General features: G+C 39.9%; 23 protein-coding genes. 22 read left to right on the top strand and 1 reads right to left on the bottom strand.

Annotation, left to right across the window (positions count from 1 at the left end; all coding sequences use genetic code 11):
- Positions 1-372: 372 nt before the first annotated feature.
- From A0125_RS04320 to A0125_RS04295, 6 genes are all read left to right on the top strand, one after another.
- Complete coding sequence (locus A0125_RS04320; protein ID WP_231863116.1) at positions 373-882, top strand: hypothetical protein; 510 nt, start codon at positions 373-375, stop codon at positions 880-882.
- Positions 883-1,146: 264 nt separating this feature from the next.
- Positions 1,147-2,898, top strand: coding sequence for an RHS repeat-associated core domain-containing protein (locus tag A0125_RS04315; RefSeq protein ID WP_066752552.1), 1,752 nt, complete (start codon positions 1,147-1,149; stop codon positions 2,896-2,898).
- A gap of 13 nt (positions 2,899-2,911) precedes the next feature.
- On the top strand, positions 2,912-3,433 hold the full coding sequence (locus A0125_RS04310; protein ID WP_066752549.1) for a hypothetical protein: 522 nt from the start codon (positions 2,912-2,914) through the stop codon (positions 3,431-3,433).
- A complete protein-coding gene (locus A0125_RS04305) occupies positions 3,408-4,214 on the top strand; it encodes an RHS repeat domain-containing protein (RefSeq protein ID WP_066752546.1) in 807 nt (268 codons plus the stop codon). Before A0125_RS04310 ends, A0125_RS04305 begins: the two co-directional genes overlap by 26 nt.
- Complete coding sequence (locus A0125_RS04300) at positions 4,198-4,758, top strand: hypothetical protein (protein ID WP_066752544.1); 561 nt, start codon at positions 4,198-4,200, stop codon at positions 4,756-4,758. The genes A0125_RS04305 and A0125_RS04300 overlap by 17 nt, the downstream gene beginning before the upstream one ends.
- Positions 4,759-4,774: 16 nt before the next feature.
- Complete coding sequence (locus A0125_RS04295) at positions 4,775-5,623, top strand: RHS repeat-associated core domain-containing protein (RefSeq protein ID WP_082784884.1); 849 nt, start codon at positions 4,775-4,777, stop codon at positions 5,621-5,623.
- Between the two features lie 442 nt (positions 5,624-6,065).
- Here A0125_RS04295 and A0125_RS04285 read toward each other — a convergent pair whose 3' ends face one another.
- The gene (locus A0125_RS04285) at positions 6,066-6,398 is read right to left on the bottom strand and encodes a helix-turn-helix domain-containing protein (RefSeq protein ID WP_066752537.1); all 333 of its coding nucleotides are present in this window, start codon (positions 6,396-6,398) and stop codon (positions 6,066-6,068) included.
- A 120-nt stretch (positions 6,399-6,518) separates the two neighbouring features.
- Between A0125_RS04285 and A0125_RS04280 the strand changes: the two genes are divergently transcribed.
- The 16 genes from A0125_RS04280 to A0125_RS04215 all read left to right on the top strand — a co-directional run bounded on the left by A0125_RS04280 (position 6,519) and on the right by A0125_RS04215 (position 19,870).
- The gene (locus tag A0125_RS04280; RefSeq protein ID WP_066752534.1) at positions 6,519-6,728 is read left to right on the top strand and encodes a SymE family type I addiction module toxin; all 210 of its coding nucleotides are present in this window, start codon (positions 6,519-6,521) and stop codon (positions 6,726-6,728) included.
- Positions 6,721-7,098 (top strand): hypothetical protein, encoded by a 378-nt coding sequence (locus A0125_RS04275; RefSeq protein ID WP_066752531.1) that lies wholly within the window; start codon positions 6,721-6,723, stop codon positions 7,096-7,098. Before A0125_RS04280 ends, A0125_RS04275 begins: the two co-directional genes overlap by 8 nt.
- Positions 7,099-7,195: 97 nt before the next feature.
- Positions 7,196-7,639: a hypothetical protein gene (locus tag A0125_RS04270; protein WP_156472406.1), complete on the top strand. Its 444-nt coding sequence runs from the start codon at positions 7,196-7,198 to the stop codon at positions 7,637-7,639.
- A 32-nt stretch (positions 7,640-7,671) separates the two neighbouring features.
- A complete protein-coding gene (locus tag A0125_RS04265; RefSeq protein ID WP_156472405.1) occupies positions 7,672-9,798 on the top strand; it encodes an RHS repeat domain-containing protein in 2,127 nt (708 codons plus the stop codon).
- Positions 9,799-9,810: 12 nt separating this feature from the next.
- On the top strand, positions 9,811-12,033 hold the full coding sequence (locus A0125_RS04260; protein WP_066752514.1) for a DUF6443 domain-containing protein: 2,223 nt from the start codon (positions 9,811-9,813) through the stop codon (positions 12,031-12,033).
- Between the two features lie 57 nt (positions 12,034-12,090).
- Positions 12,091-13,353 (top strand): RHS repeat-associated core domain-containing protein, encoded by a 1,263-nt coding sequence (locus A0125_RS04255; protein WP_156472404.1) that lies wholly within the window; start codon positions 12,091-12,093, stop codon positions 13,351-13,353.
- Positions 13,350-13,889 (top strand): hypothetical protein, encoded by a 540-nt coding sequence (locus A0125_RS04250; protein ID WP_066752503.1) that lies wholly within the window; start codon positions 13,350-13,352, stop codon positions 13,887-13,889. Before A0125_RS04255 ends, A0125_RS04250 begins: the two co-directional genes overlap by 4 nt.
- Before the next feature lie 150 nt (positions 13,890-14,039).
- On the top strand, positions 14,040-14,267 hold the full coding sequence (locus tag A0125_RS15800; RefSeq protein WP_197464776.1) for a hypothetical protein: 228 nt from the start codon (positions 14,040-14,042) through the stop codon (positions 14,265-14,267).
- The gene (locus A0125_RS04240; protein ID WP_066752497.1) at positions 14,245-14,817 is read left to right on the top strand and encodes a hypothetical protein; all 573 of its coding nucleotides are present in this window, start codon (positions 14,245-14,247) and stop codon (positions 14,815-14,817) included. Before A0125_RS15800 ends, A0125_RS04240 begins: the two co-directional genes overlap by 23 nt.
- Positions 14,818-15,045: 228 nt before the next feature.
- A complete protein-coding gene (locus A0125_RS15515) occupies positions 15,046-15,174 on the top strand; it encodes a transposase (protein ID WP_156472403.1) in 129 nt (42 codons plus the stop codon).
- Positions 15,175-15,395: 221 nt separating this feature from the next.
- Positions 15,396-15,716, top strand: coding sequence for a hypothetical protein (locus A0125_RS15330; protein ID WP_156472402.1), 321 nt, complete (start codon positions 15,396-15,398; stop codon positions 15,714-15,716).
- Positions 15,697-16,152: an integrase core domain-containing protein gene (locus A0125_RS15325; protein WP_082784882.1), complete on the top strand. Its 456-nt coding sequence runs from the start codon at positions 15,697-15,699 to the stop codon at positions 16,150-16,152. The genes A0125_RS15330 and A0125_RS15325 overlap by 20 nt, the downstream gene beginning before the upstream one ends.
- An 85-nt stretch (positions 16,153-16,237) precedes the next feature.
- Positions 16,238-16,585, top strand: a complete 348-nt coding sequence (locus A0125_RS04225) for a hypothetical protein (RefSeq protein ID WP_066752486.1) — start codon at positions 16,238-16,240, stop codon at positions 16,583-16,585.
- 693 nt (positions 16,586-17,278) lie between these two features.
- Positions 17,279-17,479 carry a hypothetical protein gene (locus A0125_RS04220; RefSeq protein WP_066752483.1) on the top strand — a complete coding sequence of 67 codons (201 nt, stop codon included), beginning with the start codon at positions 17,279-17,281 and terminating at the stop codon, positions 17,477-17,479.
- A 161-nt stretch (positions 17,480-17,640) separates the two neighbouring features.
- Positions 17,641-17,829: a hypothetical protein gene (locus A0125_RS15795; RefSeq protein WP_197464775.1), complete on the top strand. Its 189-nt coding sequence runs from the start codon at positions 17,641-17,643 to the stop codon at positions 17,827-17,829.
- Between the two features lie 388 nt (positions 17,830-18,217).
- Positions 18,218-19,870 (top strand): FISUMP domain-containing protein, encoded by a 1,653-nt coding sequence (locus A0125_RS04215; RefSeq protein WP_066752472.1) that lies wholly within the window; start codon positions 18,218-18,220, stop codon positions 19,868-19,870.
- The last annotated feature ends 245 nt before the right edge of the window (positions 19,871-20,115 follow it).

Genomic DNA, 20,115 nt, shown 5'->3' with positions numbered 1-20,115 from the left:
AGTTATATGTTTTAAACGTGCAACTTTTACTTCAGTAGTATCATCGATACCGTTATTGTTTTTTTCGCAGCCACCTAGGATAAATAAACTGGATGCTAAAATAAATCTAAGAATAGTTTGGATTAAGTTATACATAGCCCTTGATTTTTATCAAAAATGCTAAAAAATATATTGTGTACTAAGATGTAATTTAAAAATTCTTGTTTTCGGGATTAATTCAAGGTGATTTTTGCGTATATGTCGGTATGCCCTGTATAATAGGGAGAACATTACTAACCAAATTAAAAATCATATTTTGCAATTTGCGATTTGCGAATTGCAAAATAAAAGCTTTTGTGTTACTTTTAATATATGAAACGCAGACATAATGGTATGAGGCCACAAGATATAGTTATTCTATCTAAGATATTGACTATAAAAGATGAAAGTTGGCAATTCAAAGATTTGGCACATTCACTGCAAATAAGTAATTCTGAAATATCGGAGTCATTGGAGAGAAGCGTGTATGCTGGTTTAATTGATTTTGGAAAGCGTAATATCAATCGCGGAAATTTGTTTGATTTTTTTATATACGGAATGAAATATGTATTTCCTGCACACCCAGGAGTCCTTACGAGAGGTGTGCCTACTGCTCATTCGCATCCTTTTCTGAAGTCATTTATTAGTAGTAACCAAGCTTATGTCTGGCCACTCTCTTCTGGATCAGTATTAGGTCAGGCTATAGAACCATTCTATGCCAATCAGGTCAAAGCTATAGAGGGAGACCAAGAACTTTATAAGTTGCTGGCATTATTAGACGTAATTAGAGTGGGCAAAATTCGTGAAAAAGCTGTTGCAGAGAAAGAAATAAAAGAACTATTAGGCTATGTCAAATCATATTAATATTGTAAGGATCAAGGCTGTGAACAATGCTTTACAAGGCTATGTCACAAAGTAGTTTTTGTAGGTGGATCAACGGTATCTCTTTATGCCGATCGTCCTGTACTTGAGATAAGGCCGACTGATGATATTGATGTGATTGTCGAGATACTTAACTACAGACAGCGACAGCAGTTGGAAGAACGTTTGAGAGAGATCGGTTTTACAAACGATATAGAATCTGGAGTAAATTGTCGGTTCAAGGTTTAAGGTGTTGTCGTTGACATTATGCCTACTGACGATTCGTCTATCGGTTTTAAAAATAAATGGTACCCGAAAGGTTACGAGCATGCCGAAAATTACACACTTGACGACGGGCAGGTTATCCGTATTCTTACAGGACCATATTTTCTCGCAACAAAGTTGGAGGCCTTCAAAGGACGAGGAGGTGGAGATGGCCGAATGAGCCACGATTTCGAAGACATCGTTTTCGTTTTAGAAAATAGGGAGCAGCTATGGGGGCATGGTACCAGCAGTACACCAAACCGTTTTGTTTATCAATATGACAAACTCAACCGGCTGACTAGTGGAACAAGCACCGGGACAGTAATGAGCGAAGTATTCACCTATGACGACATGGGCAATATCAAAACCCTAAAACGAGACAATGTTACCACCATTAGCTACACTTACAGCGGCAACCAGTTAAGTAGCCTGTCCGGTGGATTAAGCGGTAGCTATACCTATGACAACAACGGGAATGCCAAGACAGATCGTCTGGGGATGGCGTTCAATTACAACCACCTCAACCTACCGCGCACGGCAAACAAAGCGGGTAATAGCGTGAGCTATCTGTACGATGCGATGGGCAGCAAGCTACGCAAGTCAGCTACGGTCAATGGCACCCAAAGCCAGCAAGACTATATCGCTGGTATTGAATACAGCAAAACCGGTACCGGAGCTAGTGCGATCGAGATGATCCACACCGAGGAAGGCTATTTGCAGCGCAATGCGCAGAATAACACTTACAGCTACCACTATAACCAACTAGATCACCTAGGCAATGTACGTGCTACGGTACAAGTGGCCGAGAATGGTTCAACCTCAACCGTCATCCAGAAGCACGACTATTATCCGTTTGGCAAAGCCAAAGCGCTTGTCAACGGAGGTATAAATAAGTATCTTTACAATGGCAAGGAAATCCAGGGCGAGCTTGGAGATCAATATGATTACGGCGCTAGGTTCTATGATGCGGAGATCGGTAGATGGAACGTCGTGGACAGGTTTGCTGAGAAATATTCAAGTTTATCTCCCTATCAATATGGAGAACTAAACCCTATTATCAACATTGACATTAATGGAGATTCAACTTGGACAACAACTAGAGAGATTAGAAATGGAAATAATATCACAATTTATCATACAACCCATATAGAAGGTAAAGTTTTAAAACTCCATAATGGTACTGGTAGTGCCTCAGGTTTAGCTTCAAATCTTAATAGGCGATTAAATTCACAGAAACAGTCACTTTCGATAGAGAATAAGTTAGGGGGAACAACAACCCATATATATGGTATAAATGCTAATTTCAGTGCTGCATCTTCTATGGAAGATGTTAAAGGCAGTGATCATCTGGTTGTCACTGTAGATAAAGTTTTAGGAGATGCTGATCCGAAATTGGGAGGTGGGGTAGCAGGAGGTCTTGCGGATGTGGGAGGTAAGAATGGACGAGGAGGCATAATGCAGACTGCATTTCACGAAGTGGGGCATAATCTTGGTTTAAGGCATCCAGATAAAAATGATAGTAGTAATCCCATGTCGTATACCGGATCAGGAGCAAATTTTTCCAGAGCGCAATTAGTAGATATTTTTGGTTATGCAAGATCTGGTTTCTCAAATGGATTAAAAGGAGGTAGTCCCACTTATCGATCTCAAAACTTTCAGATGCTTAGAAATCCTTCTGTAAGGAGCGTTTCTACTAATGAGGCACCCTATTTACAGATGTGGCGTCGTATACCTAGACCGATTCTTAATAACTAAATCTTTGTATTCTATGAAAAACTTATTTAATATAATTTTTTATTTGGCTATTGTATTTTTACTCTGTTTATGTCTCTCCTGTGGGTTGAAAAATGGAGATGAAATAACTAAAGTTTCAGTTTTTTACAATCCATCTGGGATGTTTTTTTCATCAAATCAACATCTTTCAATTAGCTTTGATGGCAACACTTTCGTAGACACCCTTTTTGATCAGGATAGTTATATTGATAAAAGTTTGTTACTAAAGTGTCTTGATTTTTCTATCGGAGAGCCAAATAAATTAGCAATTGATATTAACGGAAAAGACACGATTATACATTTAAAGCCTACTGAAAAATGCGTTTCTCTATTTATAGATTATAATGATCATTATAAATTATTTGAAAAATTGGATGATATTGAGAATTTTAAACAGGAACATGGGGTAAAATATGACTATCAAAATCTGTTGGATAGCCTAGTAAAAGCTTCTGAAAGGGATTTAAAAAAGATAGGGGTCGATATACGTAGTGATACATGTTGGTGTAAGGATTAGCAAATACGATTACGGCGCTAGGTTCTATGATGCGGAGATAGGCAGGTGGAATGTGGTGGATCCGCTGTCGGTACAGATGAGAAGGCATTCTCCGTACAATTATGCGTTTGGCAATCCTATAAGATTTATAGATCCGGATGGGATGAGGCCTGAAGATTTTTTTGAAAAAGATAACATTGGTGTAAATAAGAAAGGGGATGTAGTGTATGATGATGGCAAAGATGACGGGAACTTGTTTTTAGTGAATGATAATGCTGGTAAGATAAATAACTTGGCTGATCTCAAGAATAATTCAACACAGTTATCCAAGGATTACCAGTGGGTAGCCAGTGAGGAACAATTGCTAGATTACGTAAAATCTCAATGGCATCATGCAGAAGGTGGCTTAAACGTTTTCTTAGAAATGAAGACCACAGAAACTACCGTATCTTTTATATCAAATCAAAGAAAAAGTGGTAGTCTAGGCGTTATTGGATTTCAAATGAACGCCGATGGATATGTTTCGGGAGCAGCTAGTATTTTTGAGACAAGTTTCAATATCGAAGTTGATCCCCAAATGAGAGGTAGCATTTTTACTAACCCTTATAATACAAGGAATACAATAGCTCACGAAAAGCGACATCTCTGGCAGATGTCTGAATTTCGGCAAGGGCTTATGAGGAGATCAGATGTGAATACGCTCGAAAGGGACGCTATAGGCTATCAAAGATCGGTGCCTTCTTGGAATAAAACCACATCAAGTTTTAAAAAATCTGTAAATACTTATGAAAAAAGACATTAGGTATCTTTTCTTATTTTTTCTTACGTTTCTTCAATTAGCATGTTTTCATGAAGAGAAGAAAGAAGATGTAATTCTGGTCGATATACAGATGCAGGTTTCTAAAGTAGGAAAGTTAAAAAATAATAGTTATAAAATAACTTTAGAGGCAAATCATGACAGAGTCTTGAATTTTGATGGCGCTTTATTTAGTGCTGGTTGTCCATATTATAGAGAATCTACAAACTTATTTAAATCTAAACCAAACCTTGCTCAATTTACTCATAGTCAAATAGTAATTGAAAACGAAAATCATGAATTCAAGGTTTATTCTTCTGGGTTGTTGGTTGATGGTAGGTCTATCTTTACTAATTGTTTTGAGGTCGATTCTATAACATTAGAACTCAAAGCTTTTTGTGAAGAATCTTTTGTAATTGGTGGTATGCCTGATCTATTTCAGATAAATAAGAATGATAAAAAGATAAGATTGCATTTATTTTATAGAGATATCAAGCATAAAGAGCAGGAATTTGTAGTGTCTTCTAAAAATTGGATAGCAATAGAATAATGAACAATGGGAATAGCTGGAATGTTTCCAGTACGACTACGGCGCAAGGTTCTATGACGCCGAGATAGGGAGGTGGAACGTCGTGGATCCGCTGGCGGAAACCTATTATTCCTATTCTCCATATACTTATACTGCTAATAACCCTATACGTTTTATCGATCCTGATGGAAGGTACTTCAGGGAGTATGATGATGAGGATGCCTACTATGCTGACAATCCCAATGGTAAATTAGATGGAAGTGATGGACATTGGTTGAAATCCGATCGAGAAAAGAGAACCTCAGTTTGGGGTAAGGCTAACGAGGTCAATCTACAAAAAGGTGATGGTTATAATGAGTACTCGACTATCAGCCAACGAAGAGATTTCTATGGTTGGTTTGCCGATAAGATTGATGCGAAAGGATTTGATAATAATTGGCCTGGGGCTGCTAATATTGTTGCTGGTCAGATGTCGAATATGGATAATCCGTTAATTGCTTGGTGGGCTGGTGATGATGTTGTGAGTTTTGCAAATGCGGGCAATAAAGCCATATTCAATGATGTCTTTGATAATCTTAGAGATCTTTATAATGGTCCTGTTATGAAAGGTGCAACAGCTGAAGCTTGGGATGCCGCAACTTTAAGGAATGAGCAGTTTAATGTCGTTCAGCCTCTTTACGAACAACAGTCTGCATCGACGATAAGTGTTCTTAGCAAAATGTCTAAAGGTCAGTCAATTTATGGGCCTGGTGTTACTGGTGCACTACGCTTTGAGGGCAATCTGTTGAAGGCGCAAGATCGATATAACCATGGAGCAGGAAAGGTAACAAATTTTTATAAACTCCAACAAACTTACAAAAAAGCAGGATGGCAAAGAGCTTATTAATATATACGTGTCTATTGATCGTTGTTGATCTTTTTTTTAATATCATCATCAATCTTGTTCAGGGTAATCCAAGAGGAATGATTATGATCTCAATAGTTGTCAGGATCATCTGTTTAGCAGTTCTTTTTTCTTCGATTGGACTAATTGTTCTGAGTCTTCTAAGGCAGCAAGCCCTTTTACTTGGTTTGGGTGTAACAACTGTTATAGTTTATCTGCTTGTTCCCATTATCATATACTTCCTAAAAGAAAATGAAAAGGGGTTGTGGCAGGTCTATATAGATGTACACCTTAAATCAGAGTTATTTGTTGCTATTTGTTTGCCATATATACTAGCTAGCTGCGTAAGTTTACTGATAGTTGGTCGATTGAAGCTGCTTTCGTTATAGGCGAATATAATATATGCTTGATAGCGAAGCCCGGTTATTTGATCGGCCTTTGTTATTTATTGCGCATAAGCTTTTCTGGCCTTATAATCCCTTATAAGTGCATCAAGCCCAAGAAATACCTGTTTCTGGTCGTCTTCGGGCATCACGGATATCTCCATGATCCTGCCGAGCGTAGCAGAATCCAATAGTGTATCCGTCTTTCCCGAAAGATAGTCCAGCGACACATCGAGTACATCAGCCAGTTTAGAGGCTACTTCCACAGAGGGCGTAACCTCGTCCCTTTCATACCGGCCGATGATATCACCGGAAGTTCCCACTTTCTTGCCCAGATCGCCCTGCGAGAGCTTCTTAGCCTTTCTCAATGTTATCAATCTTTGTTCAAGAGTCATACCTATCAGTCATTAAAATGCCATATCCTCGGCATTAATACAAAAATTAATGATATAAATATCCTATCAAAATAAAATAAGTCTTTTTTGTGATATATCTTTTAGATTTGTGATATATAGGTGTTAAAAAAGAAAAATAAAAAATATATTGCATCATCACAGAAGAGAAAGACAACGCTACAAAAGCGTTACCGCTATGGGGACGGCAGGGTCGTTCCCGAACTCCGGCTATCAGTTGTATGGCTGGAAGAAATGGGCTTTACCGGCGGACAGAAGCTGGATATCACGGTCAGCAAGGACAGGCTCATCATCACAAGAGGCAATGGGTAAACTGATCACGGACAACCCCGAACTGCTGCTGTTCACGGAATCCGGCTTTCATGTCACGGTACTGGGCGGTATCAAGCTGACAGGGCTTGACCGCCTGCGCGTGGCGCTGAAACTTACCCTAACAGGCAAAACGGAGAAAACGTACCGTCATAACCTTGACCTGTACAATGGCATCCAGTGCGGCCAGCTGGCCGAGCGTGCATCGGAGGTACTGGACCGAACGGAATCCGAGATGGCGGCACTGATCGGAAACCTGACCACCGCCCTTGAAAGTTACCGCAGTGAGCGGTTGGAAGAGATGAAGCCCAAGCAGGCAGAAAAAAGGGAACTTACCGAGAGCGAGCGCAAAGAAGCATTGAAGTTCACCTGATCCAGCGGACAGAAGAGGCTATTGCACAGAGCGGCGTGATCGGTGAGGAAACCATGCCCTGATCGCCTACCTGACCTATACGAGCCGAAAACGTCATGTGCCGCTGCACCTGATGTGTCTGGGTGCGAGCGGCACGGGCAAGACATGGCTGCAGGAAAAGGTGAGCGAACTGATGCCGGAGGAGGACAAACTGGAAATAACCACGTTGTCGAGCAATGCCTTCTATTACTTTGGACGAGAAGAACTGAAGCACAAACTGCTATTGATCGAAGACCTTGACGGAGCGGAATCGGTGCTGTATCCACTAAGAGAATTGCAGAGCAAGCGGCGGATCAGCAAAACCGTAACATTGAAGGACAATAAGGGCAACCTTAAAACGGTGACGCTGAACGTGGAAGGGCCGGTCTGCTTCAGCGGCTGTACGACATGGGAGAAACTGTATGAGGATAATGCCAACCGCTGTATATTGCTCTATATGGACGGCAGCAGCGAGCAGGATGGTAAAATCATGGAGTACCAGCGCAGGATGAGACACTATTAAAACCCTATACATTTCAATATTCTTCCACGGCATTGCCAGCGAGATTAAGTAATCAAATAGATCATTGGGGGTATGCGAACGAAAATCATCAGGCGACACTCTTTCCATTAGAATATTTTAGAATGCCCGGCGGCGACTTTCCGCCGTATAAAAAATTGTTGGGCGGCAATCGAGATACGGATTATCTACGTGTTAAAGCGGCTAGTTTAGAGCGTATCACCTATCCTACAGGCGGATATACTGTATTTGAATTGGAAGCGAATCAAGCAAAAGACCAATGGTTAGATCAAAATCTACCGGTAACCATACAACTTCCACCATATACTGACAAATTCGAGAGTGTTGCTGTCGATGGCAGCCAGCAATACACTTCTTTACCATTTTTGTTTCAGGGAGAAAGTAATACTACCACTTGGTTTACGGCAGATTTGCAGTACGATGGAAGAGCCTCTGCTGCTATGAAATTCGATTTATATAATAAATCGAATCAAATGATATTCACTAGGACCATCAATTTTACATCAAACTATGGTGCGATACAGGCGCAGTTTAGTGTGAACAATTTAGTTAAGAACGGTAATTACCATTTTCGTATTTCTTTGATAAACCATACTGATTATCATGATTATGCGCAGATAACGAGGCGAGAGATAAATCCTGGAACCAGTTACGACACCGTATTACGGCATGTACAACCTTATATAGGAGGACTAAGAGTGAAAAAACTGTCCGATTACGATGGTATTAGCAGCACGCCAGTAAAAGTTAGAGAATATGACTATTTACTAAAAGATGGTGTAACACCCTCAGGTACCTTGGGAATAAGGCCTGTATACAGTTATTTGGTTGCCTACGAAGCAAGGAGTGTTCCTAATATGGCATTGCAAGATAGTTATTTTATTTCACCTAGTAATACCAATTATCTCATAAGAACCACGGGCGCTATTCACAATGCGGTCTTTGTCAACGGAAGTCCAGAAGTGTATAGAAGAGTTACGGAACGGACAATTGGTTTGGAAGGTAATTTGGGCAAATCAGTTAGGACATTTACAAGTTTTGCTGAATCCCAACCCTATATATCCGAAACTTTTCCATTCATCGAACCTCAGGTAGCGAGTTACTATTACGGCAAACTATTAAAAGAAGAAATCTACGACAGTAATAATGTCTTGATAAGAAAACTTGAAAATACCTACGGCTTAAATAGTAACACGTATGCGACGAATACGCAACGTGTGGAAAGATTTAGATCAGTCATTTTTGCTCCAGTAAAGTTTGCTTGGTATGGTGCATCATCGAATCCGTCCATTGACCCTTCAGGGCAACCTCATTGGTTTGTCATGAAAGATATATCGCCGATGAATGGCAGGGCTTATTTAACGAAAAGTGTGGATGCCGAATTGGTATCGGGAGGCACATCGGCGGTTACCACCACCAACTACATTTATGATTCCAATTATTACCAACTCAAGGAAACTACCACGACCGATAGCCGTGGCCGAGTATATAAAAGCCAATTTAAATATCCTCATGATTTTACAGCGAATCATGTCGATGCGGGTACCTATCAGGAAATGCTCGGTAAAAATATAATTAGCCCTATTATTGAGGAGAAAATATCTATTGGAAGCACTCAACTGATAAAAAAAACAACTAGGTATTTGAAATGGCATAATAATTTTTTCGCACCTGATAGTGTCAAGACCCAAAAGAGAGAAATGGCGGAGGAAGACAGGATCGTTTACTTGCAATATGATCAGTATGGGGCACCACTTTCCGCGCAGCAAGTTTTGGGTCCAAAAGTTAATTACATTTGGAGTTATGGTGGTACGAGATTGATCGCACAAGTAAGTAACCTAGAGTATAGTCAAATACAAACGTTATTAGGTGGCCCAGCTGCTATTGATGTATTCCGAAATAAGAAATCGCCAACAGATGCAGAGATCGCAGCATTTATCCAGCCTCTTAGGACTGGAATGCCTGCCGAAGCCCAATTGATCAGCTTTACGCACCATACATTGCAAGGGATGACTACACAAACAGATCCTGCCGGTCGGCGAATATCGTACGAATATGATGAACACAATCGCTTAAAAGCAGTTTGGGATCAAGATGGGAAACTAATCGAAGAGTATCAATATCATTACCGTAACCAATAGTCAGCCTTTAATATGAAACGTATAACCAGAAATTTATGCTATTCCGTAGTGCTAGGTTTGGCTTTTCTAGGAAAAATTAACCCTGCTCGTGCTCAAATTAATCCGAATCCGGTTTTTACGTCTTATGCCGGACAGGAAACTATTTCTGCGACAGAAAGCGTCACGCTGAAGCCTGGTTTTGTAGTGCCATCAGGGAGCAATTTGCGCATTTTTATCAATAGCAACGTCACCTTAGGGACAGCTCCAACACTAACACAAAATTATGTGTTGACGACGAAATACCTAAATCCTTTTTCTACTAGACCAACCACGCTTACTACGGGAGATGCAAGGCAAGCTATAGAGTACCTGGATGGTTTAGGCCGCCCTATTCAACAAGTCAATGTAAAAGCTTCTCCATCTTTTAGCGATATCGTGACGCCAATTGGATATGATTCCTACGGACGAGGAGATCGAAAGTATCTTGCTTACTCCACCAATGCCCTAGTGGGCGGAGGATTTAAAGCAGATGCTATTGCTGCTCAAAAAACGTATTATGAAAGCACACCCCCGGCTGGCCAGGTAAGTACTTCCTTTGCCGTCGAGCGAGAGGTACTTGAAGCTTCTCCGATTAGCAGAATCTTGGAACAAGGTTTTGCAGGAGCAGTCTGGCAACCTGCTGCAAGTAGAACTACCAGTTCTGGGCGTACGCATAAATTGGAATACCTTACCAACAACACTGAATCGCTCTCCAATACGGCAACAACGCGCAATGTGGTACATTATGGCGTAAACTTAGATGCTGCTGGTGTGCCGACATTGACAGCCAATGGCTTTTATACTGCAGGAAGTTTAAAGGTGACCTTGCTTAGGAATGAGAATTGGGAATCGGCATCGGGTTTTAATAATCGGCTGAATACCGTAGAAGATTACAAGGACAAATCAGGTAACATCGTGCTGACGCGTACATTTAACCTTAATGGCAATACGCAGGAGATTCTTAGCACCTATTATGTGTATGATGATCTGGGAAATTTGACCTATGTACTGCCCCCAGGTCGTACTGGCGATTATAATCCAGACAGTGGGAATCTGCCTACGGCAGCTCAGTACACATCGTATGTTTACCAATACCGCTACGATGAGCGAAATCGTCTAGTGCAGAAACAGCTCCCTGGTAAAGGCATCGAATATATCGTGTATAACAAATTAGATCAGGTGGTCGCTGTGCAAGATGCTAATCAGCGAGGCCGTAATGAGTGGACTATCAACAAATACGATGCGCATGGCCGTCCAATTTTACAAGGTTTATGGATAAACACATCAACGCTTGATCAGGTAAGAAACGCCGCAAATACTCAAACCGCAGGCAACCTGTGGGAAGCGCGGTCAACAACGACAGCCAATGGCTACACCAATCGCGCTTGGCCGACTACCGCATTGGGTACAGTTTTGAGCACAAATTATTATGATAGTTATGGAAGTATACCCGGCTTGCCGCATAATGAGTCCACAAGCTATACAACCAAGCGAATCGGACTACTAGTCGCTAGTAAGGTCGCTGTAATTGGTAATAATTCCCCACTTATTCATCTGTGGACAGTAAATTATTATGATAACGAAGGTCGTGTGGTGAGAACGTATGCGCAGAATCTACTCGAAGGTTTCGATGACCTCACTAATGCGTACAATTTTTCGGGAGAGTTAACCTCTAGCACACGCTCTCATAGCCCAAAAGTAGGTTCTGCTACCAGTATTGCAATGAAATATACTTACGATCATATGGGCAGACCAAAAGAGACGCGACATCGTATCAATTTGCAGACAGAAGTGATTCTATCCCGACAAGTTTACAATGAAATTGGCCAATTAAGACAACAATCATTACATAGTGAGAATGGTGGTGGAAACTTTTTGACAACCACTACCCAATCTTACAATGAACGGGGTTGGCTGACCGAAATGAGCAACCCATTCTTTTCTCAAAAATTGGCCTATAATGTAGTTTCGGGCACATCAGCCCGACAGTATGGCGGCAATATAGCAGAGCAGGAATGGCGACAAGGCTCAGAAGCTTATCAGCGATTTTCCTATACGTACGATAGGCTTAACCGTTTGACCGATGGAGTCGCCACCAGTATGCGCGAAGAACTTAGCTACGATAAGATGGGGAATATTGCTTCGCTAAAGCGTGACAATGGCACAGCTATAAGTTATAGCTATTCAGGTAACCGCTTACAGTCTGTAACCGGCTGATTGGTAGGTACTTACACCTACGATTCTAATGGTAATGCACTGACCGACCGGACAGGAATGAGTTTTACCTATAATCAGCTCAATCTACCCAGTACCGCAAGTAAAACGGGTACAAATGTAAACTACTTCTATGATGTCCAGGGGATCAAATTACGAAAAGCAGCTACAGTAGGTAACAATTCCTCGCAACGCGACTATATTGCAGGGATAGAGTATAATAAAATTGGTAATGAGAGCCCAGCTATTGAAATGATCCATACAGAGAACGGCTATCTACAGAAGAACGATAACGATAATGCATATACCTATCATTACAATCTTACGGATCATCTGGGTAATGTGCGTGCGACTTTAAAGCGCAATACGGCAACTACTGCCGCGGTTATTCAGAAGCACGATTACTATCCGTTCGGCAAAGCTAAGGCGCTTGTAACCGCAGGTATCAATAAGTATCTTTATAATGGCAAGGAAATCCAGGGCGAGCTTGGTGGTCAGTATGATTATGGAGCAAGACTTTATGATGCGGAGATAGGGCGTTGGAATGTGGTGGATCCTTTGGCAGAACAAATGCGTAGACATAGTCCCTATAATTATGCATTCGACAATCCGATTCGATTCATAGATCCAGATGGTCGTCGTGCACAGGAATTTATTACTTCGGCTTTGGGAGTTAGTACGATGACCTTGTACGAACAATATATGGCAAGCAGAGAGGCTAGAGATGATAATGATGATGACTATACCGTGGATAAAAACGGAAGAATAAACCACGTGCGAACTACTTCGGACAATTTTGATAGACTTATTGCTCTGGATGAGAATGTTAATGAAACTAATGAATCTATGAAAGTTCAGAAAAATATATTAAGAGAACACTCAGGAGCATCTCCCAAGAAAAGTGATCATCCGGCTGATGTTTATTCAATAATGCAGGTTAATAATAAAAGGGGGGCTAAAGATTTGTTTGAGTTTCTAGCGAGCAAAACTAAAGTGGAATGGGGAAAAATTGATATGGCAAACGGAAGCATCATATCAACATCGCATCATAGAGGTAAAGAGCTTGCAAGTGCGACAATCTCACTTAGTCTTTTAGAAAACGGATTTTTTATGAATTCACAAAATTTCTTAACAATGAAAGGTGCAATATTGGGACAAATACATAGTCATCCGAATTCTACACGTTTGGGAAGCTCTAAATCAGATATGGAGTTTGCGAAACAGATAGAAGCTATCAATCCAAGGATACCGTTATCAATATATCATGTCAAATCTGGAGGTATCTATTTTCACTACAATTCACGAGAGAACTTAATACGATGAAGCTTTTTGTACTTATTTTATCTATAGCATTAATTGGCTGTCTCAATGAAAATAGGGATTCGAAGGTTGAAAGTCCAAACCAGCCCGTTATAAAGGAGCTGCCTGAACTTGAATATCTATGTGACACATCCTACATTGGAAAAGTAGTTAGTGAGCTTAAAGAAGAATACGGTTTTGGTGACTTGGGATTCGAGGATATAAGCATTTTAAAAATTCAGAATAGAAATGATAGCATATTTTTTGACTTTTCAATTATAGACCCTAAGTTCTTTGAATTGCATTCGAAAGAGTTTAGTCCTATTAAGTCATGCGGTTTTTTAAAAATAGAACACATCGATATTATCGTATTCGATCAGATGGGAGTATTTAAAGAGACCAGCAGATATAAAAAAATTGACTTTGGGGTACAGGAGATTGACTATTCTGTACCCTATGAGCCTTTACTTTTAAGATTTTGCCTAGAAAATGATGGACAATTAAATTTTCTTGAGGAGCAATGGCTGGATTACGGAAAATATTTGAATAAGCCATTTTAAAGCCTAAGAATGAAATAAATTAAAACTCAATTGTTAGCGTTGATATCTAAAAGATTTAAAGTCAATGGATAAATTTAAAGTATAGTGAAAATTCAAATATTATTTCAACTTTGAATGAGGTTTAAAACCGAACGAGTGGCATCACATATAATGGAAAAAGTCTTCAAGGCTAAACTTTCATTGCGCAAAAATATACATAGTCACCCTGGTTGGACTGAAAAAGGCCCCTCTGGTTTCAGGATGCAGGAACATGCCATGAAAAATTCTGATCGCAAAATGGCAGATTTTGCATTGGAGTATTTTCCAAATGCAATATTTAAGGTTTATCAAGTTAGAACCCAGGAATATATACGATATGACGGTCAGAAAATACATTAGAAGTCGGAGCTTATCTAAGCAATTGCTATTTTTAATTAAATTAATTTTAATTCCATGCTTAGTTAATGGTCAAGAGTTGCCTAAGGCTTTCAAAGAATTTGAACTAGACAATCCTATTATGAGTTTGCTTCTAGAAGAGATTGAGTTAATTAATGAAATTCCCAAAGGGGATTTCATTATAATCAATTACAGTGAGGATCGCGATCAAATAAAGATGGCTGTATTCGATAAGTATGATTTTATTGAAACACTTGTTTCCTTCGAGAAAAAAATAATTGGCATTGCAAGCTGTGGTTCAAAAACTTTCGCATTTATTGGAGACGCAGGTATTTTTCTTAAGGATGTGCATAAGAATATAAAAATTGACAATTACACTCGTTACTTTACGTGCACTAATAGATTGAGGATAAAAGCAGCTAAAAAACAAGGATTGATTTACTTTCCTACAACTAAAGATCCACTTTCAGCTTTTTTTAATTTGGATGGTGAAAAAGTAACGTATTTGAGATCGGAACTTATATTCGTGGTTGATGATAATTGGATACAATAATACCCATAAAGCTGATAAGTTTGGATATGCTGATTCCGTTCAAGTTGACGCCTCGCCCTACAATAGGTTGGTCATTTTCTGATATTCAAATTAAAAACTTTCTAATCTCTAGATTTTATAGCGCGAACATCTATATTTGAGTCTCAAAAAAACAAATCATAATCAGAATGGTAGCCTTACCTGTTTTTCAAGCAAAATAGAAATATTAAATTTAGTTTGTTAGACATTATGAAAAAGAGCAAATTTTCAGAGCATCAGATCGTCAATATTCTTAAAGAATATGAATCGGGTAAAGCCACGCGAGATATCTGTCGAGAACACGGCATATCAGCACCAACCTTTTATCAGTGGAAATAGAAGTACGGAGGTATGGATGCGCAGCATCTTAAAGAGTTGAAGGCTCTACAGGATGAAAACTCACGTCTAAAGCGCATGTTCGCTGATTTAAGCCTTGATCATCGAATTCTAAAAGACATTATTGAAAAAAAGCTTTAAAGCTTTGTGAACGTAAAGAGCTGGTGAGTGGTGTGGTTGCTGAGGAAGGGATCAGTGTTCATAGAGCTTTTAAAATTGTCTGCATGCGCCGTAGTATGTACTATTATACCCATACTAAAGACGATGAGGAGGTGATTACCAAACTCATGTATTTGGCGGGCAACTATCCAACAAGAGGCTTTGAAACCTATTATGGAAAAATTAGAATGGAGGGTTTGGTGTGGAACAGAAAGCGGGTTCTAAGAGTCTACAGAAGGATCAATCTGAAGCTTCGTAGTAAGCGTAAGCGTCGTATTCCGTCCAGAATCAAAGAGAAACTAATCGTTCCGGAAGGAATCAATAGAACGTGGTCAATCGAGTTAGCTTCGCTGCTACTTCGTGGTTATGAGCGATTCGCTTTCTAACGGTCGGAGGTTTCGAGTACTAAATGTGATGGATGATTATAACAGAGAATCTCTGATAAATGAAGCTTTCTTTTCGATTCCAGGTGTCAAACTCGTGCAAAAGTTGAAAGAATTGATATTCTCTAGACCTAAACCCAAACGTATACGAACAGATAACGGACCAGAGTTTGTGTCGAAGGTATTCATTGAGTTCTGTAGTAAAAATGACATTGAGCTACAATATATACAGCCTGGTAAGCCTTCACAGAATGCATACATTGAAAGACTAAACCGGACGTTTAGAGAGGACGTCTTGGACGCTTACTTGTTCGGATCACTACCTGAAGTCAATGCTATTTCTTACGAATGGCAGATTGATTACAACAGTAATCATCCTTATAAATCTTTAAACGGACTAAGTCCGTGGTTATATTTGAACAAATCTTTGATTACTTAAAGCGAGTAATTATACCTATTCACTGTTTGAAAAAGGGTAAGGCTTCAAAAACAGGTAAGGCTACCATTTCATATTTTGTTTCCGAATGGTCAGGCGAATCGAGTTAGCTATTTACGATTTCCGACTGCAATACCGATATGGGGGAACCATTGAAATAGAAATAACTGGTGGGTTTAAATTTCAGTCCAATAGAGGTGTTCTCACTAAACGCTTTGAAATAGTTTCAAATGGGGTGAATGGATTCATTGATCATGGTAGCGAAATTGTTGCAGCTAGAGTGGCTTTAGTGATACAATGGCGGATAGGAGAGTTTAATAATGGTACATTTCAAATTCCTATTCACCACTTAGTATCGACAGGTAATAATTTTGTAGTAAAAGTTAAGGGTTTAATAATCCATGGTCGTGTAGCCGAAACAATAAAAATGGATTGAATATAAGCGCTGTTAGCGCGAATTTCGGTGAGGTTCCGCAACGTTCATTTCGATCCTTTTCGGAAGATAGGATCGGTTTTGGAACAAAAACTCCAGAACACCGTCTCTACATTGTTGGCAAACTTCGCGCTCATGAAATTTTGGTAAATACGCAAAAAAACTGCCGACTAGGTTTTTGAGCCAGATTATGAGTTAACATCGTTAGATTCATTATCTTTATTCATAAAAACAAACAAGCATCTTCCGGAAATACCATCGGCAAAAGAGATGCTACAGCGAGATTTGGAAGTTGGGTCTTTTCAGATTGATCTGTTAAAAAAGATTGAGGAACTGACGCTATACGTAATAGACTTGCAATCGCAAATTCGCGAACTTCGAGGGGAGAGAAGTAAGTAGTAGATTTAAGTGAGATATATCATGAATAATTGACTTACGCGAAATATCTTTAGCGTATTACAAATAGGTTACAGTCCGTTTGCGGGGCAATTGTAAAATTATGGCAACAGTTAGCGCAAAGGTGTTTGGTCACCACAAAAAAGCAGATGGGACTTTTGGTATTAAAATCTGCATCCGACACAGGGGATTGAGAAAGAATAGCCTCACTTTGTTTATCGTGTGAGGAAAGTAAATTGCTTGAAGATGTAGATGGTTTAGGGGGAGAGGTGTTTATAGTGAAAGAGTTATATTTGAATAATGAAAAAACATCCGCTATTCCGACAAGCTGTGATAATCTCAATTGTTGCGCTTTCTATATTTAGTATAGCATTACTTTATGTGTCCGACCAGTCTACAAATGAGAAATTTGCAGCATTAGTGAAGTTTTTAGCAGGTATTGCTACACCATTCTTTTTGGTAATCATGTACATCCGCTACAAAGAACAGAGAAGTAATTAGTCTTACTTCGCAAGGATTAGGAAAAATCCAGCTACACGAATGATAGAAAAGATCTTACTTTAAACAGATGTAATAGTGGCTCGGTAAATTTACTTGTTGAGACGGAATTTGATCCTTGGCCATCGCCTTTCCGTATTCCCACTACACTTGAGCAAACGGCATTGTTAGAGTATGCGGTAGCTAGCGTTGTGGGAACGTTCAATAATGCGTATCTCATCACGTCGCCAAAAGTACTACGTAGCCCAAGATACGTAAATGTACAACTCACATTTCCGGCTTCCGGTAACCGTTATTTCGGAAATGGAGGATCAAACGATCGTGGTGTGAATTTCCGATGCATAGCAGAGTGATAAATATTAAACAGTAGTTTAATGTGAAGTAACAACCAGTTATAAATTACGTGGCGCAATGGCTACATAATTAATATATCACCTTATTTTTTCTCTTATATGAGTATATATTTGTTTCGGTAAATACGCAATGCGTATTAAGCAATGCAACGTTTGCAATATGGAGAACCACATTTTTATCATGCCTAAGCCGGCGTGTGAGTTGTCACGATTAATACTGAAAGTAGATTTCTAATATATCCTGTAGCGATGAGCTGTGATATAGTGGCGGCGGTTGATGCAAGTAAAGATGTGTAGCCTGAGTGGGGACACCAGGAATGATCAAGCGCGCAATTTACCATGATAATTAAGTTGTAGAAAATTGACCTAATAACACATATTTATTCTTATGAAAACGCTAAACCTTAATCGTATCGTAGTCACCGGCTTGTGTTTGATAGCATTATTTAACTCCTGCAGTAAATCCTCAGATGTTGCAAGTTCAGGCGATGGGAAGATAGCTAAGATGGAATTTGCGATCAGTCACAGTGAATATAAAGCAATCAAAAATTTCAATCGTGCAGCTACGCCCTATCTCACAAATGACTACGAACCCCAGATTTTGAGGAGTACTTTAGATATTGGAAATGATATGCTATTGATTGCCGAATTGGCGCCTGATGAACCACGGGAAACCCCGCAAGCTAATTCTGCTGGAGGAGGATATAAAGCTGCGATAGAGACCGACGATCTCGATGGTGGAATACGCTACCGAGTGGTGGTGTACGACAATACAGGTGCATTCGTGAGACAGCAAGAATACATACGTGGGTCGGAAGGATCCGCTCCTCCGATGAATTTGGATGGAGGTCAAACCTATACTTTTATCGTATACTCGGTCAATTCGAGTGCTGCATTGCCAGGTCCTACATTTATTGGCGGATTGCAAACACTTTTGACATCAGAACTGACGGTTGCAGGCAATCAAGATTTTATGTACTTCAGACGAGATGTGACCTTAGTAGGTGGCTCTACAAATAGGCTTGATATTGTGTTGAAGCATCAGTTTAGTCAAATAACAACAATTATAGATGCTACTCAAACAGGTTACAACGTGACGAACATAACTGCATCATTCGGTCCGCACAGTACTACAGCAATCGTTAGCCTTGAGACAGGGCTAATCGTAAGAGGAGCGCAGACCGCACGTTCAAGTGTGACCAGATCTTTTAGCAGTGGAACTACAATTGCAAGCTACGCAACGATCATTAATGCAGACGAAAATGTATTGACCAATTACGTGATCGCATCACTTACTATCGGGTCATTAACGATGACCAATATGACACCGTTTAGCAACCTTACTGTCTCACCTGGGGTGAAATACAACTTGACATTACGTATTACACCTACAGACGAGTTGATAACTCATGGCGGTCTGCCTGCAGCACGTATTAACGGGCAAATTTGGGCACGACATAATTTGGGCGTCGATACTAGTTTAGATCCGGATGCACCGATGACAGTAACACGGCATGGTGATTTTTATCAATGGGGAACTGCTGTAAGGTCTGGTGGTCCACAAGCAAATCGTGCAAATCCATTCCGAAATGGTAATGGTCCTGCGGCCAATACATGGAACTTTGGTACAGAACAAGCACCAATAAAATCCACAATAGACCCTTGTCCAGCAAACTATAGAATGCCATCTCGTCTAGAGTTTGAAACTCTTATTCAAAATACAAATCCGTCAAATTCAGGGCCTTTTAGTGGTGGTGGGACTTTCAACTCTGCTAAAGTATTAACCAGTAAACGTAACGCATCTGTAAAGTTAACTATACCAGCTCAGGGAGTACTATCTGCGACGGGAGCGAATGCACCTTTTGGAAACTTCGGGACGGATGGCCGAGGTAGTATAGCTTGGTTATGGTCTAGTTTATCTAACAGTACTGTTCGAGGTAGTCGATTTAGAGCAGACGTAGGAACAATTTATATGTTAAATCATACCGCCAACTTTAGTGTCAGGGCTTTTAGCTTGCCTATTCGCTGTATTGCTGAGTAACGTCATATTTATATGTGCCTCAAAATTGTTCTTATTCCAAGAATATGACTTCTTGAAGCAAGTAAATTAGAATCGAACATAGACTTGGTAGTATCCTTATCTGCTCGTAAGAAACAGGTAAGGATATTTTTTTTGACGCATTACCGTTTAAGAATAGAATTGCTTTTAGCAGTGTAGGAGTAATAAGATGTATTGGCCTAGACCTCGTCTGTGTGATGATTTGTTTGGGCAATTATCGAAGCGTT

Source organism: Sphingobacterium populi (assembly GCF_001586775.1).
GTDB classification, from domain to species: Bacteria; Bacteroidota; Bacteroidia; order Sphingobacteriales; family Sphingobacteriaceae; genus Sphingobacterium; species Sphingobacterium populi.
This window is presented reverse-complemented; position numbering and strand designations above follow the sequence as displayed.